Origin of the sequence: Bacillus sp. FSL L8-0099 (assembly GCF_038006385.1) — a bacterium.
Lineage (GTDB): Bacteria > Bacillota > Bacilli > Bacillales > Bacillaceae_G > Bacillus_A > Bacillus_A toyonensis.
Genome location: NZ_JBBOVC010000001.1, coordinates 3583696 through 3610151, shown reverse-complemented (window position 1 = coordinate 3610151; position 26456 = coordinate 3583696). Strand labels below are relative to the sequence as shown.

General features: G+C 34.6%; 31 protein-coding genes. 23 read left to right on the top strand and 8 right to left on the bottom strand.

The features are described 5' to 3' along the window. Positions 1-57: 57 nt before the first annotated feature. From phnC to MHH42_RS18110, 13 genes are all read left to right on the top strand, one after another. Positions 58-831, top strand: coding sequence for a phosphonate ABC transporter ATP-binding protein (gene phnC / locus MHH42_RS18170; RefSeq protein ID WP_070173636.1), 774 nt, complete (start codon positions 58-60; stop codon positions 829-831). After that, positions 828-1622: a phosphonate ABC transporter, permease protein PhnE gene (phnE, locus tag MHH42_RS18165; protein WP_070173635.1), complete on the top strand. Its 795-nt coding sequence runs from the start codon at positions 828-830 to the stop codon at positions 1620-1622. Before phnC ends, phnE (MHH42_RS18165) begins: the two co-directional genes overlap by 4 nt. Continuing rightward, on the top strand, positions 1622-2425 hold the full coding sequence (phnE, locus tag MHH42_RS18160; RefSeq protein ID WP_340893746.1) for a phosphonate ABC transporter, permease protein PhnE: 804 nt from the start codon (positions 1622-1624) through the stop codon (positions 2423-2425). Before phnE (MHH42_RS18165) ends, phnE (MHH42_RS18160) begins: the two co-directional genes overlap by 1 nt. A gap of 289 nt (positions 2426-2714) precedes the next feature. Then, positions 2715-4715: a transketolase gene (gene tkt / locus MHH42_RS18155; protein ID WP_000019759.1), complete on the top strand. Its 2001-nt coding sequence runs from the start codon at positions 2715-2717 to the stop codon at positions 4713-4715. Between the two features lie 156 nt (positions 4716-4871). Further along, on the top strand, positions 4872-5312 hold the full coding sequence (gene sirA / locus MHH42_RS18150) for a sporulation inhibitor of replication protein SirA (protein ID WP_000860637.1): 441 nt from the start codon (positions 4872-4874) through the stop codon (positions 5310-5312). Between the two features lie 78 nt (positions 5313-5390). Beyond that, on the top strand, positions 5391-5612 hold the full coding sequence (locus tag MHH42_RS18145; RefSeq protein ID WP_001123316.1) for a YneF family protein: 222 nt from the start codon (positions 5391-5393) through the stop codon (positions 5610-5612). A gap of 124 nt (positions 5613-5736) precedes the next feature. Continuing rightward, on the top strand, positions 5737-7488 hold the full coding sequence (locus MHH42_RS18140; protein WP_000862305.1) for an ABC transporter transmembrane domain-containing protein: 1752 nt from the start codon (positions 5737-5739) through the stop codon (positions 7486-7488). Next, a complete protein-coding gene (locus MHH42_RS18135) occupies positions 7488-9251 on the top strand; it encodes an ABC transporter ATP-binding protein (RefSeq protein WP_340893742.1) in 1764 nt (587 codons plus the stop codon). The genes MHH42_RS18140 and MHH42_RS18135 overlap by 1 nt, the downstream gene beginning before the upstream one ends. 134 nt (positions 9252-9385) lie before the next feature. Further along, positions 9386-10429, top strand: coding sequence for a GH25 family lysozyme (locus MHH42_RS18130; RefSeq protein WP_001181410.1), 1044 nt, complete (start codon positions 9386-9388; stop codon positions 10427-10429). Between the two features lie 276 nt (positions 10430-10705). Beyond that, complete coding sequence (locus MHH42_RS18125; RefSeq protein ID WP_000386795.1) at positions 10706-11713, top strand: nuclease-related domain-containing protein; 1008 nt, start codon at positions 10706-10708, stop codon at positions 11711-11713. Between the two features lie 70 nt (positions 11714-11783). Then, on the top strand, positions 11784-12287 hold the full coding sequence (locus tag MHH42_RS18120) for a hypothetical protein (RefSeq protein WP_002109353.1): 504 nt from the start codon (positions 11784-11786) through the stop codon (positions 12285-12287). A 248-nt stretch (positions 12288-12535) separates the two neighbouring features. Next, complete coding sequence (locus MHH42_RS18115; RefSeq protein WP_000849372.1) at positions 12536-12682, top strand: BC1881 family protein; 147 nt, start codon at positions 12536-12538, stop codon at positions 12680-12682. A 108-nt stretch (positions 12683-12790) separates the two neighbouring features. Further along, positions 12791-13546, top strand: coding sequence for a sulfite exporter TauE/SafE family protein (locus MHH42_RS18110; RefSeq protein ID WP_000974639.1), 756 nt, complete (start codon positions 12791-12793; stop codon positions 13544-13546). A 318-nt stretch (positions 13547-13864) separates the two neighbouring features. On the opposite strand, the gene MHH42_RS18105 is transcribed toward MHH42_RS18110, so the two are convergent. Then, positions 13865-14065 carry a DUF3903 domain-containing protein gene (locus MHH42_RS18105; RefSeq protein WP_000624210.1) on the bottom strand — a complete coding sequence of 67 codons (201 nt, stop codon included), beginning with the start codon at positions 14063-14065 and terminating at the stop codon, positions 13865-13867. 141 nt (positions 14066-14206) lie between these two features. On the opposite strand from MHH42_RS18105, the gene MHH42_RS18100 reads away from it, so the two are divergent. Next, on the top strand, positions 14207-14620 hold the full coding sequence (locus tag MHH42_RS18100) for an NUDIX hydrolase (protein WP_000442987.1): 414 nt from the start codon (positions 14207-14209) through the stop codon (positions 14618-14620). A gap of 11 nt (positions 14621-14631) precedes the next feature. Here MHH42_RS18100 and MHH42_RS18095 read toward each other — a convergent pair whose 3' ends face one another. Further along, entirely contained in the window at positions 14632-15309 is a 678-nt protein-coding gene (locus tag MHH42_RS18095; RefSeq protein WP_000578968.1) for an LrgB family protein, read from the bottom strand. Next, a complete protein-coding gene (locus tag MHH42_RS18090; RefSeq protein WP_000872363.1) occupies positions 15306-15671 on the bottom strand; it encodes a CidA/LrgA family holin-like protein in 366 nt (121 codons plus the stop codon). The genes MHH42_RS18095 and MHH42_RS18090 overlap by 4 nt, the downstream gene beginning before the upstream one ends. Before the next feature lie 152 nt (positions 15672-15823). On the opposite strand from MHH42_RS18090, the gene alsR reads away from it, so the two are divergent. Next, the gene (gene alsR, locus MHH42_RS18085) at positions 15824-16723 is read left to right on the top strand and encodes an acetoin biosynthesis transcriptional regulator AlsR (protein WP_000423218.1); all 900 of its coding nucleotides are present in this window, start codon (positions 15824-15826) and stop codon (positions 16721-16723) included. A gap of 92 nt (positions 16724-16815) precedes the next feature. On the opposite strand, the gene MHH42_RS18080 is transcribed toward alsR, so the two are convergent. Continuing rightward, the gene (locus MHH42_RS18080) at positions 16816-17415 is read right to left on the bottom strand and encodes a hypothetical protein (RefSeq protein WP_001222411.1); all 600 of its coding nucleotides are present in this window, start codon (positions 17413-17415) and stop codon (positions 16816-16818) included. Positions 17416-17589: 174 nt separating this feature from the next. On the opposite strand from MHH42_RS18080, the gene MHH42_RS18075 reads away from it, so the two are divergent. The 3 genes from MHH42_RS18075 (at position 17590) to MHH42_RS18065 (ending at position 20104) form a co-directional block, all read left to right on the top strand. After that, positions 17590-18165 carry an FtsX-like permease family protein gene (locus MHH42_RS18075; RefSeq protein WP_000050641.1) on the top strand — a complete coding sequence of 192 codons (576 nt, stop codon included), beginning with the start codon at positions 17590-17592 and terminating at the stop codon, positions 18163-18165. 90 nt (positions 18166-18255) lie between these two features. Continuing rightward, positions 18256-19167 carry an ABC transporter ATP-binding protein gene (locus MHH42_RS18070; protein WP_000180632.1) on the top strand — a complete coding sequence of 304 codons (912 nt, stop codon included), beginning with the start codon at positions 18256-18258 and terminating at the stop codon, positions 19165-19167. Further along, entirely contained in the window at positions 19160-20104 is a 945-nt protein-coding gene (locus MHH42_RS18065; protein WP_097837395.1) for an ABC transporter permease, read from the top strand. The genes MHH42_RS18070 and MHH42_RS18065 overlap by 8 nt, the downstream gene beginning before the upstream one ends. A gap of 37 nt (positions 20105-20141) precedes the next feature. Here the strand turns inward: MHH42_RS18065 and MHH42_RS18060 are convergent, their stop codons facing one another. Continuing rightward, positions 20142-21287: a M20 peptidase aminoacylase family protein gene (locus tag MHH42_RS18060; protein ID WP_000146709.1), complete on the bottom strand. Its 1146-nt coding sequence runs from the start codon at positions 21285-21287 to the stop codon at positions 20142-20144. A gap of 156 nt (positions 21288-21443) precedes the next feature. Further along, on the bottom strand, positions 21444-22352 hold the full coding sequence (locus MHH42_RS18055) for an EamA family transporter (RefSeq protein ID WP_097837394.1): 909 nt from the start codon (positions 22350-22352) through the stop codon (positions 21444-21446). 317 nt (positions 22353-22669) lie between these two features. On the opposite strand from MHH42_RS18055, the gene MHH42_RS18050 reads away from it, so the two are divergent. The 3 genes from MHH42_RS18050 (at position 22670) to MHH42_RS18040 (ending at position 24140) form a co-directional block, all read left to right on the top strand. Beyond that, positions 22670-22819 (top strand): peptidase T, encoded by a 150-nt coding sequence (locus MHH42_RS18050; RefSeq protein ID WP_073990665.1) that lies wholly within the window; start codon positions 22670-22672, stop codon positions 22817-22819. A 16-nt stretch (positions 22820-22835) separates the two neighbouring features. Then, the gene (gene ccdA / locus MHH42_RS18045; protein ID WP_001152675.1) at positions 22836-23543 is read left to right on the top strand and encodes a cytochrome c-type biogenesis protein CcdA; all 708 of its coding nucleotides are present in this window, start codon (positions 22836-22838) and stop codon (positions 23541-23543) included. Between the two features lie 90 nt (positions 23544-23633). Continuing rightward, positions 23634-24140, top strand: coding sequence for a CcdC family protein (locus tag MHH42_RS18040; protein WP_070173628.1), 507 nt, complete (start codon positions 23634-23636; stop codon positions 24138-24140). A gap of 70 nt (positions 24141-24210) precedes the next feature. On the opposite strand, the gene MHH42_RS18035 is transcribed toward MHH42_RS18040, so the two are convergent. Together MHH42_RS18035 and MHH42_RS18030 are read right to left on the bottom strand one after the other, a co-directional pair. After that, complete coding sequence (locus MHH42_RS18035; protein ID WP_016108914.1) at positions 24211-24642, bottom strand: DUF2621 domain-containing protein; 432 nt, start codon at positions 24640-24642, stop codon at positions 24211-24213. Positions 24643-24746: 104 nt separating this feature from the next. Continuing rightward, entirely contained in the window at positions 24747-25043 is a 297-nt protein-coding gene (locus tag MHH42_RS18030; RefSeq protein ID WP_000262403.1) for a hypothetical protein, read from the bottom strand. 245 nt (positions 25044-25288) lie between these two features. Between MHH42_RS18030 and MHH42_RS18025 the strand changes: the two genes are divergently transcribed. Both MHH42_RS18025 and MHH42_RS18020 read left to right on the top strand, forming a co-directional pair. After that, positions 25289-25876 (top strand): AAA family ATPase, encoded by a 588-nt coding sequence (locus MHH42_RS18025; protein WP_070173654.1) that lies wholly within the window; start codon positions 25289-25291, stop codon positions 25874-25876. After that, the gene (locus MHH42_RS18020; protein ID WP_000722219.1) at positions 25873-26433 is read left to right on the top strand and encodes a DJ-1/PfpI family protein; all 561 of its coding nucleotides are present in this window, start codon (positions 25873-25875) and stop codon (positions 26431-26433) included. Before MHH42_RS18025 ends, MHH42_RS18020 begins: the two co-directional genes overlap by 4 nt. The last annotated feature ends 23 nt before the right edge of the window (positions 26434-26456 follow it).

The following is a 26456-nucleotide window of genomic DNA, read 5'->3' as shown; positions in this document are numbered from 1 at the left end:
TTCAGTTAGTTTGCCGTTTTTCAGTTATTGATAATACATAGAAGGTAGGTAAGATGTGTGATAGAGTTTCAAAATGTCTCCAAAGTGTATCCAAATGGTACGAAAGGATTGAAAAACATAAATTTAAAAATTCAAAAAGGTGAATTTGTTGTAATGGTCGGGCTATCTGGGGCTGGAAAATCTACACTCCTCAGATCAGTAAATCGCCTTCATGAGATTACAGAAGGAGAAATTATTATTGAAGGTGAGTCTATTACTGCTGCAAAAGGCAAAGAGTTACGACGCATGCGCCGAGATATTGGTATGATTTTTCAAAGCTTTAACCTTGTAAAGCGATCCACGGTACTGAAGAATGTATTAGCCGGGCGTGTTGGATATCATTCGACATTACGTACAACGTTAGGCTTGTTTCCGAAGGAAGATTTGGAACTTGCATTTCAGGCTTTGAACAGGGTAAATATTTTAGAAAAAGCATATGAACGAGCAGATGAATTATCAGGAGGACAACAGCAACGTGTATCGATTGCTAGAGCATTGGCACAAGAAGCGAAAATTATATTGGCAGATGAGCCTGTTGCTTCGTTAGACCCACTGACAACAAAGCAAGTAATGGATGATTTGAAAAAAATTAATGAAGATTTTGGAATTACGACAATTGTAAACTTACATTCTATTGATTTAGCGAGGCAATATGCTACACGCATTATTGGATTACATGCAGGTGAAATTGTTTTTGATGGTGTAGTAGATGAGGCAACGGATGAAAAATTTGCTGAAATTTATGGGGACGTAGCTCAGAAAAGCTCACTATTAGAGGTGGCAGCTAAATGAATGACGTGACGATATATTCGAAATCAATACCGAAGCCGCCGAGTAAATTGAAACATATGTTAACGGTTATTCTAGTTATTTTACTGTTGTGGTGTAGTAGTGTACAGGTCGACGCATCATTTTCAAAACTAGTAGTTGGTTTTCCAAATATGATGGATTTATTGAAGGAAATGGTGCCACCAGATTGGAGTTATTTTCAAGTTATTACAACAGCAATGTTAGATACAATACGCATGGCGATTATTGGAACGACTTTAGGAGCGATTTTAGCCATTCCACTTGCACTATTTGCAGCAAGTAATGTATTTACTAGTGTATTTTTGTACATTCCAGCTCGATTGATTTTAAATTTTATACGAACGATACCAGATTTATTATTAGCGGCTATTTTTGTAGCGATTTTTGGAATAGGACCACTTCCAGGTATTTTGGCTCTTACTTGTTTCTCGGTTGGGCTCGTAGCGAAATTATTGTATGAGTCAATTGAATCAATTGATCCAGGTCCATTAGAAGCGATGACAGCTGTAGGAGCGAATAAGGTGCAATGGATTGTTTATGGGGTCATTCCGCAAGTGAAAGCGCACTTTGTTTCCTACGTACTTTATACATTTGAGGTGAATGTACGTGCCGCAGCTGTTCTAGGTTTAGTAGGAGCAGGTGGCATTGGTTTATATTATGATCGTACACTTGGATTTTTACAATATCAACAAACTGCTTCCATTATTATTTATACCCTTGTTGTTGTATTGTTAATTGATTATATAAGTACATTGTTGCGGGAGAAATTATAATGAGTAAAACGACGATAATCGTACCAAAACCGAAGAAACCGAGTGTAAATCGCTGGATTATTTTTATAGCACTAACAGTTATATATGTATGGGCCTTTTCAGGTGTCCCACTCGAGGGAATAAAAAATACAGCGGGAGAAATTACAAAAGCAATTATGACAGGCGTGTTGAACCCAGATTGGTCGTATGTATCTTTGCCTGATGGTGAAGATTTATTACATGGTTTGATTGATACGTTGGCAATTGCAATATTAGGTACATTTATTTCTGCCTTTTTATCTGTTCCATTTGCTTTTTGGGCGGCAACGAATATGAGTAGTGGAAAATTAACTTCAGGTGCTGGGAAATTTGTACTTAGTTTTGTTCGTACATTTCCTGAATTAGTTATGGCTCTTTTATTTATAAAAGCTGTTGGGCCAGGCTCTTTTGCCGGAGTTCTAGCTTTAGGGTTACACTCTATCGGAATGTTAGGGAAACTACATTCGGAAGGAATTGAAAATATAGATAAGGGACCGACCGAGGCGTTAATATCAACAGGTGCAAATCGGTTTCAAATACTTTGGTATGCGGTATTACCACAAGTGTTACCAGATTTTCTATCGTATACGTTATACAGGTTCGAAATTAATGTGCGATCCGCTGCGATTTTAGGTGTAATTGGAGCAGGTGGTATTGGTACGCCATTAATTTTTGCATTAAGTTCACGGAATTGGTCTCGTGTGGGAATTATTTTATTGGGCATCATTCTAATGGTAATTATAATCGATTTTATTTCAAGTTCGATTCGAAAACGGATTGTTTAACGGATTTTAAAAGCATCGAAGTCAGATGCTTTTTTGTCTTTTTAAGTGTTTATTAAAAGAAGTCTGTACGTTTGTATAAATATACAGATAATTCCCTTTCTTTTTAAAATAAAAACAATAAAAAAGTATGTCATATTGAATACCCATACATTCCCGAAATCATTGGTTTTTTTATAAAAAATCAAAAAAACATCAACATATTTGTCGATACATGTTGTATAATCTTGCGTGGGAAGCTATCATATAAATGTATAAAACGTTTACTAATATAAGCGAAGGGAAGAATAGCATGTCACATTCAATCGAACAACTTTCTATCAACACGATTCGCACATTATCCATCGATGCGATTGAAAAAGCAAACTCTGGTCACCCAGGAATGCCAATGGGTGCAGCACCAATGGCTTATACATTATGGACTCAATTTATGAAACATAATCCAAATAACCCAACGTGGTTTAACCGCGATCGTTTCGTATTATCTGCAGGTCATGGTTCAATGTTATTATACAGCCTACTTCACCTATCTGGTTATGATGTAACAATGGATGACTTAAAGAACTTCCGTCAATGGGGAAGTAAAACTCCAGGACATCCTGAGTACGGTCATACTGCAGGTGTAGACGCAACTACTGGTCCACTTGGACAAGGTATTGCAACTGCTGTAGGTATGGCAATGGCTGAAAGACATTTAGCGGCTAAATATAACCGTGATGCGTATAATGTAGTAGATCATCATACATACGCTATTTGTGGTGATGGAGATTTAATGGAAGGCGTTTCTGCTGAAGCATCTTCATTAGCTGCTCATTTACAATTAGGTCGTCTTGTTGTGCTTTACGATTCAAACGATATTTCATTAGATGGCGATTTAAATCGTTCATTCTCTGAAAGTGTAGAAGATCGTTACAAAGCATACGGATGGCAAGTAATCCGTGTTGAGGATGGAAACGATATTGAAGCAATCGCGAAAGCAATTGAAGAAGCGAAAGCTGACGAAAAACGCCCAACGCTAATTGAAGTAAGAACGACAATTGGTTTCGGTTCTCCAAACAAATCAGGAAAATCAGCTTCACACGGTTCTCCACTTGGTGTAGACGAAACAAAATTAACGAAAGAAGCATACGCTTGGACTGCTGAACAAGACTTCCATGTAGCAGAAGAAGTATATGACAACTTCCGTAAAACAGTACAAGATGTTGGTGAAACAGCGCAAGCAGCTTGGAACACGATGTTAGGTGAATATGCACAAGCATATCCAGAATTAGCAAACGAACTGCAAGCAGCAATGAACGGTCTTCTTCCAGAAGGTTGGGAACAAAGCTTACCAACTTATGAATTAGGATCAAAAGCAGCAACACGTAATTCTTCAGGTGCTGTAATTAATGCAATTGCAGAGTCTGTACCATCATTCTTCGGTGGATCTGCTGACCTTGCTGGTTCTAACAAAACATACATGAATAACGAAAAAGACTTTACAAGAGAAGATTACAGCGGTAAAAACATTTGGTACGGTGTACGTGAATTCGCAATGGGTGCAGCAATGAACGGTATTGCACTACATGGTGGTTTAAAAACTTACGGTGGTACGTTCTTCGTATTCTCTGACTACTTACGTCCAGCAATTCGTCTTGCAGCATTAATGCAATTGCCAGTAACGTATGTATTCACACACGACAGTATCGCTGTTGGTGAAGACGGTCCAACACATGAGCCAGTTGAGCAATTAGCAGCGCTTCGTGCAATGCCAAATGTATCTGTTATTCGTCCAGCTGACGGTAACGAATCTGTTGCGGCTTGGAGATTAGCTTTAGAATCTACAAAAACGCCAACTGCTTTAGTATTAACTCGTCAAGATCTTCCAACATTAGAAGGCGCAAAAGAAGATACGTATGAAAAAGTTGCAAAAGGTGCATATGTAGTTTCTGCAAGCAAGAAAGAAACAGCTGATGTAATTTTACTTGCATCTGGATCTGAAGTAAGTCTAGCTGTTGAAGCACAAAAAGCGTTAGCAGTAGACGGCGTTGACGCAGCTGTTGTCAGCATGCCATCTATGGATCGCTTTGAAGCTCAAACTGCTGAGTACAAAGAATCTGTATTACCAAAAGCAGTAACAAAACGTTTCGCAATCGAAATGGGTGCTACATTCGGATGGCACCGTTACGTAGGTCTTGAAGGAGATGTGTTAGGTATCGATACATTCGGTGCTTCTGCTCCTGGTGAGAAGATTATGGAAGAGTATGGATTTACTGTAGAGAACGTTGTTCGTAAAGTAAAAGAAATGCTTTAATGATTTTAGAAAAATCTCTCCGGCATGGAGAGGTTTTTCTATGTAAATGAGTTTTTTCGACAGAAAAAGTTTTTTATCTCTCCGCAGTCAGACAATCATTGCAAATTTTCTTCTATATAATGAAGAGAAAAGGTTGTCCAGATTGGGAGGCTGAAAATGAAAACGTATGAATTGTATTTAATTCAAGAGGATATTGCGAAAGCTTATTTTGGTCGTGAATATTTGTTTTTTGATTTATTTGCTAGATTTTCAGAATCTGGGTCCCTTTCGGAGAAAAAAGTGTTATATAAACAAATGATGTATATAACGATGCCATTACAAGTAATGAAAATTCATCATAAATTAGAGCAAGCTTTGCGTGTTCTTGGTAAATATGATAGAACACATCATACGCATACACTTTTTACGGGAGCGGAATATGGCGAAATAATAGTGAAACCACACTATATTCGCATGGATACCTCTGGAAATGTCTCTATGGAAACGACTTTCTTTGAGGTGTTAAGAAAGTGTGAACTAACATTTTTAGCTATGGATTATGAAAATACAAAGTACGGATGGTTGAATCCTTTAAAACAAGTACGAACATATGTGTAAAAAATGTCGAATTCTATCTTGTCTTATTGAAAAGGTTTTAGTACACTGTAAGGTAGACAACATGAAGGAGGAAAATATATGCCAATTTGGTTAGGTATTCTAGTGGGCGTAGTAGCACTAGTAGCAGGCGTGGCGTTAGGATTTTTCATTGCCCGCAAATACATGATGAACTACTTAGAAAAAAATCCACCAATTAATGAACAAATGTTAAAAATGATGATGATGCAAATGGGACAAAAACCTTCCCAAAAGAAAATCAATCAAATGATGAGCGCGATGAGCAAGCAACAAACAAAATAAGCGCTAAAGGGCACTCGATAAGAGTGCCCTTTCCTATTGGATTTTGAAAGTATTTAAAACTTTTAAAAATTCTGTATTTTTGTTAAACTGAAAACATCGCTCATTTTAAGGGAGGAGGATAAATATGAAAGTATTTTTTAATTTAGCTTGGTTTTTTAAACAAGAAAAACGAGCGTACATAATTGGGATTATTATGTTATTTGGTGTCGCGCTTCTTGAACTTGTAGCCCCGAAAGTACTAGGTATTGTAGTAGATGAAATTAATAATGGAACATTAACATCTGAAAAATTGTTGAAGTGGGTTATTCTGTTAGTTGTTGTAGGAATTACTATGTACATATTGCGTTATTTGTGGCGTATTATGATTTTTGGATCTTCTTTAAAATTAGCCCGTCAATTACGAAAGAATTTATATGAACATTTTACAAAGATGAGTCCAACTTTCTATCAATCACGTCGTACAGGCGATTTGATGGCGCATGCGACCAATGATATTCAGGCAATTCAGCAAACTGCTGGATCGGGTGTTTTAACACTTGTTGACTCATTAGCAGTTGGAGGATGTGTACTTGTGGCGATGGGGTTTACAATTAGTTGGAAGTTGACATTATTAAGTTTAATTCCGATGCCAATTGTAGCGATTTCTACAAATTATTATGGAACTTTATTGCATAGAAGATTTCATAAAGCGCAGCAATCGTTTTCTGAAATCAATGATAAAGTACAAGAAAGTATGAGTGGGATGAAGGTGATTCGCTCGCTTGGACAAGAGAAAGAGGATTTGGAAGCATTTCGGAAGAAATCAGAAGATGTCGTACATAAAAATATGTTAGTCGCGCGTATTGACTCGTTATTCGATCCAACGATTGCACTTATTGTCGGGTTTTCGTTTTTAATCGCAGTTTGTTACGGATCTTTATTAGTAGTACGGGGCGAATTAACTGTAGGAGAGCTAGTAACGTTTACAACATACTTAGGGACTCTTGTATGGCCAATGTTAGCTTTTGGATGGTTGTTTAATATTATGGAACGTGGACGCGCTTCGTATGATCGTGTGGAGAAAATACTTTCACAAACTTCAGATGTAGTAAATAAGGAAAACGCTATAAATACTATAGCAAGTGGTGATGTTTCATTTGCTATTGATTCATTTTCTTATAAGAAAAATGAACTATTAAACTTAAAAGATATTTATGTTAATTTAAGAAAAGGTGAAACGCTAGGTATTGTGGGACGTACCGGTGCAGGGAAGACGACGTTGTTAAAATGTTTAATTCGAGAATATGATCATTTTAATGGTGAATTAAAAGTTGGTGAGCGGGATATTCGAGATGTAACACTTCATGGTGTACGTTCTGCAATTTCATACGTGCCGCAAGATCATTTTTTATTTTCAGCGAGTATTGGAGAGAACATTGCATTCGGAAAGGTCGATGCTACATATAAAGAAATTGCGCGTGCTGCTGAAATTGCTTGTATTCATAATGATATCGTTCAATTTTCAGAAGGGTATGATACGGTAGTAGGTGAAAGAGGTGTTTCACTATCGGGAGGTCAAAAACAGCGGATTTCAATTGCGCGTGCTTTATTAACGAATGCTGAAATTTTAATTTTAGATGATTGTTTATCAGCTGTCGATGCAAAAACAGAAGAAACTATATTATCCGCATTGAAACGGGAAAGAGCAGAAAAAACGACGATTATTACTGCACACCGTTTAAGTGCAATTCAGCATGCAAACATTATTCTTGTGATTGATGAAGGAGCGGTAGTGCAACGAGGAACACATGAACAATTGATGGGAGAAAATGGTTGGTATAAAGAAATGTACGAAAGCCAGCAACTAGAGGCGTTAGTAGAGAAAGGAGGCGTATGATGGCTGAGAAAAAGCGGAGTGATTTAAGGAGATTACTTTCTTATATGAGACCATATAAAAGGTTATTAGCATTAGCATTTTTATTCCTAGTTGGTGCAACTGTAACTGAAATGATGGGTCCTTTTTTAATTAAACAATTTCTTGATGAACATTTAGTACCGCGTAACTTTGATCAATCAGCACTTGTTACTCTATTTGTAGTGTATATAATTGCACATTTATTAAAAGTATTATTTACGTATTTAGATTTATTGTACTTTCAAAATATAGCTTTTAAGATTGTTCAAGATATGCGAGTTGAAGTGTATGAACACGTTCAAAAATTGTCATTAAGTTTCTTTGATCGTACGCCGATAGGTACACTCGTATCTCGCATAACAAATGATACGGAAGCGATTAAGGATTTTTATGTAAGTGTACTATCAACATTTGTAAAAAATGTAGTGTTTTTAGTAGGGATTTTAGTGGCGATGTTTTTATTAGATGTAAAATTAGCACTATTTTCTCTTATATTAATTCCAATTATGTTTGCTATTATGGTGCTATATCGCCGGAAAAGTGCAGCTTTTTATTTAGAAGTACGTAATCAATTAAGCGTATTAAATGCGAAGTTAAATGAGTCCATTCAAGGAATGAATATTGTTCAAGTATTCAGACAAGAAAAACGTATGAGAAAAGAATTTGAAGAGGTGAATAATAAACATTATAGTGCAGGACGACGCACGTTAAAGTTAGACGCATTACTTTTACGTCCAGCAACGGATTTAGTTCATATTGTAGCAATTGCATTAGTACTTAGTTTATTCGGAATTGACGCTTTAAAGAGTCCCGTTGAAGTAGGAGTTTTATATGCGTTTGTTAACTATATTCATCGTTTCTTCCAACCTGTAAATGAGATGATGATGAAATTATCATTTTTCCAACAGGCACTTGTTTCATCATCACGTGTATTTCATTTAATAGATGAGAAAGATTTAGCGCCGGTTCAAAAAGGGGATGGGAATCCTCAAGTAGTTAATGGAGATATTGAATTTAAAAATGTTACTTTTTCGTATGATGGAAAGCGTGATGTTTTAAAAAATGTATCTTTTCATGTGAAACAAGGGCAAACGGTTGCTTTTGTTGGGCATACTGGTAGCGGAAAAAGTACCATTATGAATTTACTAATGCGATTTTATAATATTAAGTCGGGAAACATTGTAATAGACGGTGTAGATTTAGAGAAATTTGAAGAACAAGAAATTAGAAAGAGAATAGGACTCGTATTGCAAGATGCATTTTTATTTGCAGGAAATGTAAAGCAAAATATTCGTATGTACAATGAAGAAATTACAGATGAAGAAGTAAAAGAAGCTGCGCAATTTGTGCAAGCCAATACGTTTATTGAAAAATTACCAAAGCAGTATGAAACAGAAGTAGTAGAAAGAGGAGCTGCATTTTCTAGTGGTCAACGACAATTAATTGCTTTTGCTAGAACGATAGCAACTAATCCGAAAGTGTTAGTATTAGATGAGGCAACAGCTAATATCGATACAGAAACAGAAGAGGCTATTCAAACAGCGTTGCAGCAAATGAGAAAAGGTAGAACGACGATAGCGATTGCTCACAGGTTATCTACAATTCAAGATGCAGATCAAATATTCGTTATGCATGATGGAGAGATAGTAGAAAGGGGAACACATCAAGAGTTACTGAGTGAGCAAGGGTTGTATTATAATATGTATTTACTACAAAATAAAGGAAGCTTGCAAAAGGCCTTGTAATATACAAGGTCTTTTTTACTTTGTATATAAAATATATTTACTCTTTGTTTTTATAGCATACATGTCGTGTCCATTTAGTAAAGTTGTACATATTGTATGTATACGGAATGAAAAAATTTGATAGGAGATTTTATATGCAAAACAGATCGAGTTCAAATGTTACGTTTATCGATGTGTCTCATTGGGAAGGGAGTATTGATTGGAATGCAGTGAAGGCATCTGGCATTCCAGCAGCATATGCAAAAGCGACAGAAGGTGTAAATTATCTTGATCCTACTTTTGTTCAAAATGTACAAGCGGCACGAAATGCGAATGTATTAATCGGTGCATACCATTTTGCACATCCAGAACAAAATGATGCAATTTCAGAAGCGAAATATTTTGTGAGTATATTACAAAGCAATCAAACAGACTTAATGCCAGTTCTAGATTTAGAGTCACCAACAGATCCGAGTAATAGTAATTTAACTGGTACCGCTATATCTAATTGGGCAAGAAGTTTCATAAATTATGTGAAACAGGCTACTGGAAAAAATGTAATGTTATATACAGGAGTTTGGTATATTAATGAGTTTGGAATTAACGGGTTAAGTGATATTCCACTTTGGATTGCTAGATATTCTAGTACACCGCCTGCTGATGCTGGTGGATGGACAGAGTGGACAGCGTGGCAATACACTGATTCTGGTCAAATTTCAGGTGTAGGAAATTGTGATGTATCAGCAGCAGTTTCATTAGAAGCTTTGCAAGGGAATGGATCGAGTGGTGGAGGGAATGTTTCTCCGCCTAATAATGCAACTCCAGTTTACGGTGTTGCTGTAATTAATGGCGATAATGTAAATTTACGGACTGGACCATCTTTACAATCTAGTGTAATTCGCCAGCTAAATCGAGGTGAATCATATGAAGTTTTGAGCGAACAAGATGGTTGGCTTGCTTTGGGTGGAAATGAATGGATATACTATGATTCGAGTTATATTCAGTATAAACATTATGTGGCGACTATTACTGGTGACAATGTGAATCTACGGGATGCTCCATCATTAAGTGGAAATGTTATAAGACAGTTACATCATGGTGAGGCATATCGAGTATGGTGTAAGCAAGATGGCTGGCTCGGATTAGGTGGAAATGAATGGATATATTATGATTCGAGTTATATTCAGTATGGTGTATAATAAAGTCAACGTAAAAGGTATCTCGCCTGAGATACCTTTTATCCCGCGATTTGCAGGCAGTAAGAATCTCGGCGAATGCGAGGAAGATAGGTGGGAGTTGCCCGTAAAAGGCCGATTGGTGAGGGCTAATAATGAGTGGGTGATAGAACAAAACACTGATTAAAGTGTCACTCTATGAAAAAAGTAATTTTCACAAGTTGTATATTAAAAGCATAGTATAATACAATGGGGATATTTATAAAAAATAATCAAAAATTGAAATAAAGGAGTAAAAATATGGATTATGTGCTAATAGGTGTAATTTTAATATTATTAGCTGCAGTATTCGTACTGTTTTATAAAAATAAACAGTTGGAATCAGAGAGCCAGCAGGTGGAATTTGAAAAAAAGCAAGCGATTGAAACGTATGAAAGTGAAATTGCAGCCACGGTTACAGAACATAAAGAGCAACAAAATACGTTAAAAAATATGGAACAGAAAAAGTATAATGATTTACAAGTTAGTACAGCTAGAGAACTTGAAAATATGCGTATGATGAAAAATCAATTAGCTATGCAACATAGTAAAGAACGTAGTGAAATGCAAGATAAACATAGTAATGAAATACATATGTTTCAAAAGTTAATTGCAGATTTACGAGAGTATACTAAAAATAGCGCTGAAGTAAATACGCATGAAACATTACATTATATGAAGCAAGGATTTTTAGAACAAGAAATCATACAAGAAGATGAATTTCATATTATGCCGAATGTTTTTATTAGAGATAAACTTGGAATAAACGATATTCGAATCCATCATCTTATCTTATATAAAACTGGTATGTATTTACTTGAGACGAGAGAGTGGACAGGAAAATTAATTCATGGTGTAACGAAAGAGAATGCTAGTATATATTCATTTATGCTTGATGAAATAGGTAAGTATCAACAAGAAATTAAAAAAGAAGAGACGCTTGAATGTATTACAGGTGAAGATTCGTTAACTATACAAGTGAAAAATGAAGGGAATCCAGTATATAAAGCGAAGAAACAATCTCAAATTTTATACAATTGTTTGAAAGAATTGCAAGTTGATATTGTAAAAGAAAACGTAAAGCCAATTGTATATTTTTATAATGAGAGTGGTAAAGAAGTACTAGATCTTTCTAATGAGGACACACCTAGATTAAAAGATAGGGAGCAAATCGTAGCGTTTTTCAAAAATGAAGTTTTAACAGGGGAAGTAATATATACAGCGCAAGAGTTACAAAAGATAAGAGAAATGCTTTGCCAGGTGAATTAAAAAGGGGGAGATTTTTCTGGGTGCTCTATTACATGGGATTTTGTATGTTTATTTTTGTTTGTATATAGTCATGTACATTGCGTTTATTTTCGTTATCGATATAGTTCATATGTCATTAAGTGTAAAGAGTATTTTTGTAGTAGTTATGCCATTTATTTTATTAGTCATGATTCAAAGAGTCATCTTACGTGCTTCTACAAGTCGTAATAAAGAAAAGAAACAAATGTTACGTGTAATGATAGTAGGGATCATTCCATTAATAGTGTGTGCTGTACAATTAAGTATGAATGAGTACACTTCCAATTTTAATCGAGATCGGTGGTTAAATGACGAAGAGAAACGGGTACATATGGTAGATGATTTCATGCAAAAATATAAATTAATAGGGAAATCAAATGAAGAAATTACACAATTGTTAGGAACGCCTACTGAAACGAGAAATGAGGAAGAAGGGGTCATCACTTTGTACTATCTTGGGACAGAACGTGGCTTCATTCCAATAGATAGTGAACAGCTTATTTTCCAATTTGATAGAGATGGTAGAGTTTTGACATATAAGGTACAGAGAGGGTAAAGAAACTTAGAGAGAAGCTATATGTTATAGCTTCTTTTTATTTTTCAATATGTTATAGAAAGGGAATATGAATTTTGGATGGAATAAGGAATGAAAGTGGAGGTGATGCATATATATGGATGTATTGGGTTGTTTTTATCTCGCAAAAGCCTGGTTGATGAGGGCTAATAATCAGTGGGGGTGGCCAAAACCCCCACTGATTAAAGTGTCGCTTTATCATATTGTATAAATGAAAAGGAGGTAAGACGGTGAAGACGATACCGACTGAAGTCCTGAGTAAAGAATTGATGGAAAGAGAAGGTGTTATATCTATTACAGTAAAGGAATTTGAAAAGATAGAAGTAGCTGGAGTAGTCGTTGCTGGTCCTGCTGTTATTTTAATTAATCAAGATTGATTACATATTTTCAATATAGAAAAGTAGTGAAAGCATCCGGATAGGATGCTTTTTATTTGTATGGAAGAGGGCGTATAGTAGATAATTGGGATACTGGAGGGAGAGTATGTGGCAATTATTATAACGATGTTATTAATGGGTATTTTATTAGGATTTGTTGGAGCAGGGGGAGCTGGATTTATTATCGCGATACTCACTTTAGTATTTCATATTCCTATTCACGTTGCACTTGCAACATCTTTAACTGCTATGGCATTTACGACGTTATCTGGAGTTATAAGTCATTATCGTGAAGGAAATGTTGTACTTATGATAGGCGGGATTGTTGGTGGATTTGGAGCGCTTGGTTCTTATATCGGTTCAAAGTTTGGTTCGCTTATACCAGCACATCTTCTCCATTGGTTTACAGCTGGGATGTTATTTTTATCAGCAATTTTTATGTTTATTAAATTGATTATGTCTCTAAATAAGCAACAGCCACCCTTATGTGGACAGAAAAAACTTTCAAAAAACAACTTGATGAAATGTATATGTTTAGGATTAGTTACTGGAATGTTGGCTGGTTCATTCGGGATTGGTTCAGCCCCTTTTATACAACTTGGACTAATGGTTCTTTTAGGATTAACGATACAGCAATCTGTAGGAACGACTATGCTTGTTATATTACCCATTGCAATTGGAGGCGGGATTGGATATAGTTCGGAAGGGTATTTAGATTATATATTGTTATTGCAAGTATTAATTGGGACGATGTTAGGAGCATATATCGGTGCGAAGTTTACAAATTATGCACCACGCATGCTGTTGAGATTTTCAATGATTATGACGCCAGTTTTAGCCGGATGTATGTTATTGATGGAATAAAACTACTATAGCAAGGTATTAATATATTTTACGAATGAATTATATAAGTAATTCATATTTCCCATATAAAAGAATTTGCATTAATATTATGAGTATAAAGTTCGAGTATTCGAAGTACTACTTGAATTATATCCCTATCCCTTTTCTAAAAATGCGAACAAGTTTTGCCCTATTCTATTCAATACTTAATTGCATAGAAATATATTGTTCGATGACCATTATGGAACGTACATAATGGGAAAATCCCGATCCTTAAAGAGGATGCCCCTAATCTTCATGTGAAAATATGATCGGACAAGAAAGCTGGCCAATTGATGGTCAGCTTTCTTTTTGTTCCAAAACTATTTCTTCTTTAACCTCTGTTTGCAATAATAACGTTTTTCCAAAGCGACGTTTACATTCAGCCCGAACTTTTTGAATAGCTAGTAGTTGAGAAGTGGCGGGAACTGTGACGGTAGCTTGGCGAGGTTTTCGATTTTCTTCACAAAAGACACATTCCACAACATATTTAGAAATCATAATTTCATCCTTCCGTTTTTAATTTCTAAGAAGGGACTGCCTATGAAGTTGATGTATTCTTTCGTCACCGTTTTATTTTTTTCCTCTTTTTTCAAGGGGAAAATAAAAAAGAAGGCGAATTTTAGTAGGGGAGGGATGTTTATGGAGAGATGGATAGGTACGGCAGCTATATGTATGAATGACAGAAATGAAATTTTAATGGTGCTGCAAGGCAAAGAAGGGGAAGAAAAAAGGTGGTCTGTACCAAGTGGAGGACTTGAAAAGGGAGAAACACTAGAAGAATGTTGTATCAGGGAAGTTTGGGAGGAAACAGGCTACAATGTGGAAGTTGTAAATAAAATATACGAAAAAGAAGGTATTACATACGGAATTCCAGTGTATGTTCATTATTACTTTGTTAAAAAAATAGGCGGTAGTATGAAAATTCAAGATCCTGATGAGTTAATACATGAAATTGACTGGAAAGGGATACAGGAAGTTGAAAAATTATCGCTAGCTTTTCCGGAGGATTACGAGTTAATATGTCAATATATAAATGAAAAAGCAAGTATGTAAATACTTGCTTTTTAATGTATCCAAGATAAGAAAAGCGGAACGATAACTAAACTAGCACCCGCTGTTAAAAGCATGGATAAACTTGCGATTGTTCCTTCAACAGGGCCGATTTCGAATGCTTTTGATGTACCAGTTCCATTTGCGCTCGTTCCTAACATAATACCTTTTGCGAGCGCGGTTTTAATGCGGCAAATACGTATAAGGGAAGGGCCGAGTAATGCTCCTGTTAAGGCAGTTAAAACGACAAATACAGCTGTTAATTGTGACATGCCACCAATCATTTCTGAAATAGCCATTGCGATTGGTGTCGTTACAATATGCGGTGCTAAACTATGTTCTAGTGACGAATCAATTTGAAAATAATTTGCTAGTAGTGCCGAAGTAATAACTGATAAAAATGAACCAACGATGACGTTAAGTAAGATGGCGATTCCGTGTTTCTTTAATAAATCAAAGTATTTATAGATTGGCCATGCAAAAGCAACTGTTGCAGGTTTTAATAATTCTGTTAGCCATTGACCACCAGATTCATATGTTTCATAAGGTGTGTCTAGTCCAAGCAATAAAGCGATTAAAATAATGGGACAGACAAGGAGAGGAGAAAGTAAGCTCCAATTCCAACGTTGATATATTTTTTTAGATATCCAATATGTCAATAGTGTTAATAGTAAACAAAGAAAGCCGATCATTGCGTTGATCCTTTCCGCTTAAGTAGCAATTCTGTTAATAGTCCTGTTACGAGAGTAACACAAAGTGTACTAATCATAATAATTAAAATGAGATCGATTCCATATTGTGATAGTGTATCTTTGTAACGAATAACAGCGACTGCAGAAGGAATAAAAAATAAAATAAGTTCTTTTAATAGAAAGTCTGCTCCGTCCTGTATCCACTCTTTTTTAACTAGGTTAAATTTTAATGAAATTAATAATAAAAAAATACCGATTATACTTCCTGGAACTGGGAGGTGTGCCTGTTTTGCGATCCATTCACCTGTCCAAGCGAAACAAAATAATAATAAAATTTGTCCACTTAACTTCCACCATTTCATACAGTAACCACCTCTTTCTTTTTTTACATAAAAATTGTAAAAAAGAATTAACAATTTCTACTATACGTTCATTCAAAATATTTGTCTAATATATAAATTATATGTTATTAATATATTAGACGTATTAATTGAAATTGAAAAGGGTGTCCAAAATGGAATTACGGCATTTGCAATATTTTGTTGTTGTGGCAGAAGAGTTACACTTTGGACGAGCGGCTGCTCGTTTACAAATGACACAACCGCCACTTAGTCAACAAATTCAGCAATTAGAAAAAGAAATGGGAGTTCTGTTATTTTCAAGAACGAAGAGAAAGGTTGAATTAACAGAAGCAGGAGAAATGTTTTTAAAAGAAGTAAAAAAAGCGTTTGAGCAAATTGAAAAAGCAGTAGAAGTTGCACAAAGTGCGCAAAGGGGAGAAGTTGGATCACTCTCAATTGGTTTTGTAGGTGCGGCGATATATGATATTTTACCGTCTATCGTCAGGGAGTATAGAAAGAAATTTCCGAGAGTGTCTGTCGCATTACATGAATTATCTACACCAGATCAAGTGCATGCACTTCATGATAATCGTATTGATATTGGATTTTTACGGCCGCCAATTTCAACACAATTATTAGAGTTAGAACCAATTCAAAGGTTATCTTGTACTTTATGTTTGCCAAAGGCACATCCACTTGCAGAGAAAGATGAAATACATATAGAAGATTTACGCGATGAACCGTTTGTTTTTATTACGAGACCAGTATGGCCGGCGTTGTATGATACAATTTTATCTCTTTGTCGAGAGGTTGGCTTTAGTCCTCAAATTGTACAAGAAGCAACAGAATATCAAACAGTTATGGGGCTTGTAGCAGCAGGGATTGGGATTACAGTAATCCCTGTATCGGCAAATAAATTATATAAAACAGAAGTTGTATATAAAGAGTTATATGATTCTAATTTTGTTGCAGAAATGTCGGTAGCTTATAAAAAAATGAATAGTAATCCAGAGCTGTTAGAGTTTTTAAAAATTGCAAGAGAGAAGAAACGAATAGAAGTAGAAGATGAGTAATATTAGTAACGGTAAATAGATTTAATTCGAATATATAAAAGTACACCTTATTAAACAATAAAGCGGAAATGCAGCTTAAGTGCATTTCTGTTTTATTTTTCTTTTTTTAGCTCGATACTGAAAAGATAAACGTGTTCATTTTCTTTTAAGAGTAGATCAATACCTGTTTCTTCATCAATTGTAGGGACGCTTACAGTTTCTTTACTTGTTTGGATTACAGCAGCTAAAATTGTTTTCTGATTATATCTTAAATTTTTTGCAGATTGAATTGTAATAGTTGCAGAACTATTTACACCTAGAGGTGCTTCTTCAGGAGCAAGCGTTGAACCACCGTCAATATTAATATACCATTGACCTTTTTCTTTTACATCTTTATCAAATTGGAAATGTGGTGGTATGAAAGAGAGTTTTATTTTCTTTTCTAGAAAATGTGATGAAGCGATGTTAGTAATCTCTTTTACTTTTTTACCATTTTGATAATAATCAATCGTAGCATTTATTTCATCTTTATCATTATTAAGTGTAACGTTATAAAACATACTATTTCCTTCTTGAATAGGCGTCATTTGTAAAATAGAAGACTGTTCTTTTGTTAACTTGTAAGCTTCTACAGAAGCAACTTCATTATTTTGTATTTGGTTACAACTAGTAAAGAAAAGTAAAGATAAGATAAATAATACGTTTATACGCATAGTATAAACCCTCCTCTTTTTACAATTATAATTTAAATATGAATAAATTCCCATTTTCCTTTCTAGGACTAAAGACTTAGAAAAGATTCAGATTGTAGTGCGATGTTTGTAATGTCATATTTTTATACACTAGTAGTATAGAATGCGTATGTTATAAGGTAGGGGAAGAAATTTATGTCTTTATGTCGGTTAGCGAGAAAAAATATAAGAACATTTGCTGTCAAAAGGATGAAGCAATTCATGTGGATTGCCATGTGTACTGCAATTTTGTTTTTTATGATGTCGCTACAATTTAATGAACTAGCGACTGGGAAAGTAGGGGCAACATTTTTGTTTCAAATGTGTTTTTACACGCTGTTTATTGTATTGATTTTTATATGTATTTTTATTGCGTATAAAATGACGAATTCTCTTCTGCAAGTGAGGAGAGAGGAATTTAAATCTTATGTAGTAGGGAATATGAAAAAAAATGAAATACTATGTTTATTATGTCAGGAGCAATTATTCATTTATGGAGCAGCGTCTGTTTTCGGTCTAGTTCATGGGATGTTATTCTTGAAATTATTCACGATTATCTTTATGAAAATAGCAGGGATACAAGGGATAAATAGTGCACCAATTACAATATATGCAATAGCAGTTGTTAGTATAATTATGATGGCTGTCGTCGTATTATCGATGATGCAATGTTGTCGATTTGTTCGAAGTTTAAAAGACGGAAATTTGTTTCAGTTTGAGAAAAAGGCATGAGAAATCATGCCTTTTTCTATTTTACACATGAAAATAATCGTGTTAGAGTGAAAAGACCTGACAAAGAATGGGAAGGAAAGGTTGTATAGAATGACAAATGAACAATCAATTGTAAAAGTTGAGCGGTTAACGAAGCGAATCGGTTCAAAGACACTTGTAGAAAATATTAGTTTCGAAGTTAAAAAAGGTGAAGTTGTTGGCCTGCTAGGACCAAATGGTGCTGGAAAAACGACTTTAATGAGAATGATGGTCGGTATGATCCGTATGACAGAAGGTGAAGTATGGATTGATGGTCAATCTGTAAAACAGCAATTTGAAAAAACTGCTGCGAAAATTGGTGCAGTAATTGAGACACCGGAATTTTATCCTTTTTTGAGCGGCTACGAAAATTTAACATATTTCGGCCGAATGAATGGGAATGTGACAGAAGAACGTATCGATGAAGTAGTGAAATTGTTAGGAATGGGACAAGTAATTGACCGTAAAGTAAAAGCATATTCACTCGGTATGAGACAACGTTTAGGGATTGCTCAGGCGCTTATTCATAATCCAGATGTATTGGTACTAGATGAACCAACGAATGGACTAGACCCAAGTGGAATACATGAAATGAGAATGTACATAAAGAAAATTGCACATGAACAAGGAAAAGCAGTACTTGTATCTAGTCACTTACTTTCAGAAGTTGAATTAATGTGTGACAGAGTTATTATTATTCAACACGGAGAATATGTAGCGACGCAAAATATTCAGCATAGTCATAGTGAAGAGATGGAGACGATCCGTATACGTGTAGATGATGCAAATAAAGCAGCGGAAATGTTAGAATGTGATGTTGTAATAAAAGGTAATGATCTACTTATCAATGTAAAAGATGAAGAAATCCCAAATGTTATTCGTACTTTGCTTGAGAAAAATATTCAAGTTTATCGTGTATATGAAGAAAGAAAAACGTTAGAAGAGCAATTTTTAGAATTAACAGGGGGAAAAGATATTGTTTAATTTAGTGTATAACGAGCTGTATAAAATATTTAAGCGTAAAAGAACGATTATTCCTTTTGCGGTTATTGCAGTATTAATAATTGGATTAGGATGGGTTACGGTAAAGTATTTAGAACCAGAAACAAAGGGTTGGAAAGCAGATTATACAGAACGTACGGTAGAAATTGAGAAAAAGCTTGGTATGAAAAAAGAAGCTATTTTAGCAGAAAGGTCGGGGGACGAGCTTGTAAAGGAATATCAGCTTAAAATGAAGCATTTAGATACGGATATAGCACCAGCAAGCAATTCTCCACTTTCTTTCATGAGAGATACAGGTTTTATCGTATTTCCAATTTTGCTTCCATTTATCCTCGTGTATGCAAGTACAATTTTTGCGAATGAATATAGCTGGGGAACATATAAATTTTTAACAATCCGTCCGGCAAGTCGATTTAAAATTTTAACAGCAAAATTTTTAGCAATCGTTATATTTGCAGCTTTATTGTTTATATTTAATATGATTTTCTCCGCTTTAAGTGGACTTGTTATTTATAAATTCCAACAGCCTGCATGGAGTGAATTTATTTTTCAAGATGGAAATATTATAAAACAAAATATTTTTGTGGAAGTAAGTAAATATTACATTTTATCGTGGTTGCCAACTCTTGTGTACGCAGCGTTTGCATTTATGATTTCTGTGTTAACAAGATCTAGTGGGGGCGCAATCGGTATTTCACTGTTTCTTGCTTTATCAGGAAATATTGCGTTACTAGCAGCAACTAGATATAATTGGGTGAAATATTTATTGCCGGCAAACACAGATTTATACGGTATTGCCAAGAATGGAAGTTTTATTGAAGGAGTAACCTTCCCATTTGCTTCATGTATGTTATTGCTGTATTTATTTGTATTTTTAAGTATTTCCTATACAGTATTTTTAAAACGCGATTTAACTTAATAAGAAAAGCCGTTAAGTACCCCTTAACGGCTTTTTTCTATGAGAATTGTTTAAGAGCTTTTTCAGCTAGCAAAGCAAAGTATTTTGCACTTATAGGGAGTGCTCGTTCATCAATTGTAAAAGAAGGATGATGCCACTCATGTGTACCGCTCGTTCCCATAAAGACGAATGAACCTGGTATTTCTTGTTGGTAAAAGGAGAAGTCTTCTCCGGCCATTGATGGGTTAGGAGAAATAATATTTAAATTCATTTTTTCGGCAACTTGAGTAGATAAGTCGGTTAGAGATGTATCGTTATGAACAGCAGGAGGACCTGAATAAAAACGGAATTCTGTTTTTACGCCTAATGCATCAGAAACTCCTTTAATAATACGTTCCATTAAAGCTGGTATCTTTTCTCGTGTTTCATTTTGGAATGTACGAACTGTTCCTTCTAATGTTGCTTTTTCAGGAATAACGTTCCACGTATTTCCTGAATGAATGTTTGTAACACTTACAACGGCATTATGTGAAGAGCTAATATTTCGACTTACAATTGTTTGTAGTGCCATAACAATTTGAGAGGATGCGACGATAGGGTCAACACCAGCATCTGGTACAGCTGCGTGCGTCCCGACACCGTGAATTTCAATTTCAAATCGATCTACTCCAGCCATTAGTGGACCATCTTTAATGCCAATTGTACCTACTGGTAAATCAGGTTTATTATGCATACCGAAAATAGCTTGTACATCATGTAAATGTCCAGCTTCAATAACTTTGCAAGCACCGTTGCTACTTTCTTCAGCTGGTTGGAATATAAAGCGAACCGTTCCATTTAGGGAAGATTCCTTTTCTTTTAATAAGAAAGCTGTACCTAAAATAGCTGCGGTATGAAAATCATGTCCGCAAGCATGCATTTTACCTTGAATTTTTGAAGTGTATGGTAAGTTTGTTTCTTCTTGAATAGGAAGTGCATCAATATCAGCACGAATTGCTATAATTGGACCATTTTGATTACCAGAAATTTCTGCGATAATTCCTGTTTCTAAATTGGAATCAATAATAGTAATATTTGCTTCTTCTAACCAAGTTTTTATCGCTTTTGTTGTTTCAAACTCTTCATATGATAGTTCTGGATACTCATGTAAATGTCGGCGAATGGAAATAAGTTTTTCTGTTAGTTGATTTGGAATAGATGCCACGTATTATGCCCTCTTTCTTAAGCGAAGTATTTACTATAAGTATACAACAATAAAAGAGAGGATTCTCAAATGAAAATCCTCTCTCGTTAATGCCCGAGTGGTGTGAGCTAATAATCAGTGGGGATGAACAAAATCCCCACTGATTAAAGTTTTACTTTATGCTGCCACTTTTTTATGTGTATGAAGTTTTTGATAACGTCCACGCCTTGCATATGCAATTTGCGGAATTGCAATACCGATTAAAATAAGTGATACACCTATCCACTGTGAAGATAGTACAGCTTCTTTTAAAACGAATACAGACATAATTGTTGTAACTGGTAGCTCTGCTGCACCAAGAATAGTCGCTAAGCCAGAACCGATTTTTGGAATACCAATTGTAAAGGCAATAGACGGAATAACGATACTAAATATTCCTAATCCTAAGCCGTATTTCCAAAGTCCTTGAGAAATGGCACCGTTCATAATAAATGTTGGTGGGAATACGATCATAACTAAAGTTAAAGCGCCAGCCATTAACAGGACACCACGTGGTAATGAAGGTACTTCAACAGCAACTTTTCCGCTCACAAAAATGTATGTTGCAAATGTAATAGCAGATAATAGCCCTAAAATGATTCCTGTTGTATCGAAAGTACCTGCCGATTTTTCCAGTAAACCACTTGATAAAAATGTACCTACAAGTAAGAAAATAACCGAAATAACTTTTTCCCTTGAAGGTAATGTTTTTGTTACAATAGCTTCAATAATAATACCGACCCAAACGAATTGGAACAAAAGAATAATTGCGATAGAAGCTGGTACAGTTTTTAATGAAGCATAATAAAAAATTCCAGTAAAACTTGCAGATGTTCCTGCAACGAATAAAATTAATGCTTGTTTTAATGGAACGCGGTGTCTAGAAAATAGAAGTGTAATAGCCAGCAAAATAATCCAACCGAACAAATATTGGCTGCCAATTACCTCTCCAAGTGAAAATCCTTCTGCATATGCAAGTTTAACAAAAATAGCTAAAATTCCATAACTACACGCTCCTAATAAAACTAAAAGAGAATAACGAAGCATGAAAAATTCCTCCCATCCATGTGAAGTTGTTCCGTAACGAAAATATATCTAGAGGGAAGTATACAAAATTAAAAATGTAGGGTCAAATAAAAGAAAAGTGCGACATTTTATAGAATAATAATAAAAGTATGATATTTATGCATAATCTTGAAATTGTTAATTATAAAAGTATTGTAAAATCAGCTTTGTATTGTATAAAGACAGCATTTGAAAAAATATTTTTTAAATCAATATGTATATAAACGTACGTATACGTGCTAATCATTTGAGAAACTATGTTACCTTTGTTATGTTAATAACAATTAAAGGGTTTCCTAATCCAATTGAGATTTTTCTATATAATAGAAGGAAATGAAAACGTTTTATTAGAAACTGTGAGAAAGAGTGGTTTTTCTTATTACCACGTTGTAAAAGTGAGTTCACGAATTGTTCATAGTATTTTTATGTGTTTTTGCTACAATATGTAAGGAGAGGAGTGGAATTATGCAAGATATTAGTATTTTTTTAGCGTTTGGCGCTGGGTTCTTATCATTTATTTCCCCATGTTGCTTACCGCTTTATCCGGCATTTTTATCGTACATAACAGGTATGTCGGTTTCTGAATTGAAAGAAGAAAATGCAATGCTTCGCAAAAGAAGTATGATACATACAGCGTTTTTCTTACTTGGATTTTCAATTATATTTATTGCAATTGGATTTGGTACAAGTTTTATTGGAGGAATCTTTACAGATTATAAAGATTTAATTAGACAGCTAGGTGGTATATTTATCATCGTGTTCGGTCTTATTATTGTTGGGGTATTTAAGCCGAAGTTTTTAATGCAAGATCGCAAATTTACATTTAAAAATCGTCCGAGTGGCTATTTTGGATCAGTTCTAATTGGATTGGCCTTTGCTGCAGGATGGACGCCATGTACTGGACCTATTTTAGTGTCCGTAATTGGATTAGCAGCAACAAACCCAGAATCAGCAATGATTTATATGATTGCTTACATACTTGGATTTGCTATCCCATTTTTCGTGCTTTCATTCTTTATTACGAAAATGTCTTGGATTAAAAGAAATAGTATGGCCTTTATGAAAGTCGGAGGATACATTATGATTGTCATGGGTATCTTCTTATACTTTAATTGGATGACGAAAATTATCGTATATTTCTCAAGTTTATTTGGTGGTTTTACCGGTTTTTAGTATTATTCTGTGAAAATGTTGGAAATACTAACGGAAAAGCATATAATGAAAGTATATTTTGCATATAGCCACAAAAAAGGATGAGAAAATATGAACATAGTTCTTTTATCAAGTATCGTTGCTGTTTGTATGGCTGTCGGTGCGATGTTTATTCGTTTAAAAGCAGCTAAGAAACCTGCAACATTGAAAAAAATTATACTTCCGCCATTTTTTATGAGTACGGGAGCATTGATGTATCTTTTTCCTGAATTTCGATTAACTCCAGCAGAAATGTTAGAAGCAATTGGTGTTGGTTTGATTTTCTCTATTTTTCTTATTAAAACATCTAAATTTGAAATTAGAGGACAAGAGATTTACTTGAAGCGTTCAAAAGCATTTGTTTTTATATTAATTGGATTACTTGTAGTACGGATTGTATTTAAAACATACTTAAGTCAATCTCTTGATTTAGGACAACTTAGCGGCATGTTCTTCTTACTTGCGTTTGCGATGATTGTATCATGGAGAATTGCGATGTACCGTTCCTTTACGAAATTACAGAAGGAAATGGAAAAAGAAGATGGTTTTTATAATGAAAAAGATATGAAGCTAACTTAAAACTGTATATGTATAAAATAAAAAAGACAGCGTCAAAGGCGCTGTCTTTTTTATCGAAAATAATGTGAAGTTATTTTGCGAGTAAAGACTTGTAGTTTGAATAATCAATCTCTTTTTCTTGTAGTTTTTTTACTAAAAATTTATGATCACGCTTTGGTGTGGCAATAATATATCCTTTAATAATTAAGTCTTGTGTAATTTGAGAGGCATTTTCTTGTAATGCAAGTTCTCCAATTTTACTAGCGATTTTGGATTTGGCAACGTCGCGAAATAGTTCTGGAACAGGACTTACAAGCTCTTCTAGCAATTGTTTTTGTTCGTCAGCCCATAAATGTCTCGTTTTATTTATGTAGTGTTCTTCCCAATCTAAAATGGACATACCATCTTCTTTTGGTAATCGTTTTAAAAATTTTCTGAACATAAAGTATCCACCGATAGACATAAGTCCTAATAAAATGACAGTCCATAATACAATGAACCAACTGAACCATCCTTCGAGCAAGTATATCCCCCCTTAAATGATTTCGATTTTCTTTTATTCATATTATAAACATTGAGATTCATAGAAAGCAAGAACGCTTGGTCATTTTGACCAAGCGTAATCATTTAAACAAAGTATAGTTGTTCAACACATAAATTATTATTATCGTCTTCAACATACTCAATAATAAGTGTGCCAACTTTACGATCTTTATCTTCAGTTGTGAAAATAGAGTAAGAAGTAAAACGTGCTGTTGATAGGCCGCTTATATGTGTAGGTAAAGAAATGTAGTCGTTATCGCGGAAGAATTCCATTAGTTCAATATCTTCAAATTCTTTTCGGTCAACTTGTTTGTTTGTATAGCGGCGTTGAAGTTGTTTTAAAGATTCATTCCAAGAAATTGCTTTTGTGTCGTATACCATTGTTCTATCTCCTTACTGTATGTAATCGTTAAGAACATACGTTCTAATCTAGTATACTCTTTTTATTAGAAAAGGGAAAGCAAAAAATAATGTAAGCTTGGATTTCCAAGCTTACATTATTTTTGCGTTCGTCATAATCTCTATCTTTTATTATAAGTTACATAAGAATAAGAAACAAGATGATATATATTTTGTTGATAGTTTTCAAAATTATGTATATTATCAATATATTATATGGAAAGGGAATGAGTGGGATGGCATATGTAATTTCACTACAAGGACCGATGGCAAGTGGGAAAACAACAGTAGCTAAAAGGCTAGAGCAACATGGGTTATCGGTTATATATGAAAATCCATATCGAATTGTAGAAAAGCGAAAAGAATTAAATTTAGATATGAATTCAAAAGATGGTTTTATAACAAATCAAAAAATGTTCATTGGAGCAAAAATAAAAGAGTTTCAAAATATCCAGGAATCAACGGTGATTTTTGATCGTGGGCCAGAAGATATTGAGTTCTATACACTTTTTTATCCGAAATTAATAGGAAAAGAGTGGGATATAGAAACAGAATTGCAAGATGATTTATGTGAACTAAGAAAATGCCGTTCGGATGCAATTTTTTATTTAGACGTTTCGAAAGAGAATGTATATGATAGAAAAAATAATGATAGGGTAAGAAACCGAAGTACATTTGAAGAACAACTTAAATTAGTAGAAACTGAAAAAGAATGGTATAAACAATTTCCTGTAACTTATGTGGACACGAATGCATTATCAGTGGACGAATTAGAAGCATATTTTATACGATGGCTAAAGGAGAGAGGGCTATGAAGAAAATATTATTATTCGTATACCCAACATTTGCGGAGTTTGAAATAACGGTAGCAACGGCATTGCTGAGAAATAAATATGAAATCATTACAGCAGGTTTAACTAAGGAATTGGTTATAAGTGAAACGGGGTTGCAAGTGCAGCCGCATATAGAATTAAGTGAAGTGCGTGTAGATGAGTATGAAGGGATACTTATTCCAGGTGGAGAAGAAGTACAGTTGAAAGATGCAAAACCTCTTTTTTCAATCATTCATCAATTTTATGAACAAGAAAAATTAGTGGCAGCAATTTGTGCTGGACCGTATGCGTTGGCAAAGGCAGGCTTATTGAAAGGGGGATCTTATACAGCGACCATAGATTATAAAAGATTCGATTGTTTTCCAGTAGAAAATTTCGTGTATAAAGAAGTTGTGCAGCACTCAAATATAATTACAGCACAAGGGCATGCATTTGTACCATTCGGAATAGCGATTGCTTCTTATTTTGGAGTAGCAGACGAACATAATACAAATTTTTATTGTGGTAAAGGCAATGTAGTGATGGAGAAACTTTTATGAGAAAACGTGTAAAAGCTAGCATT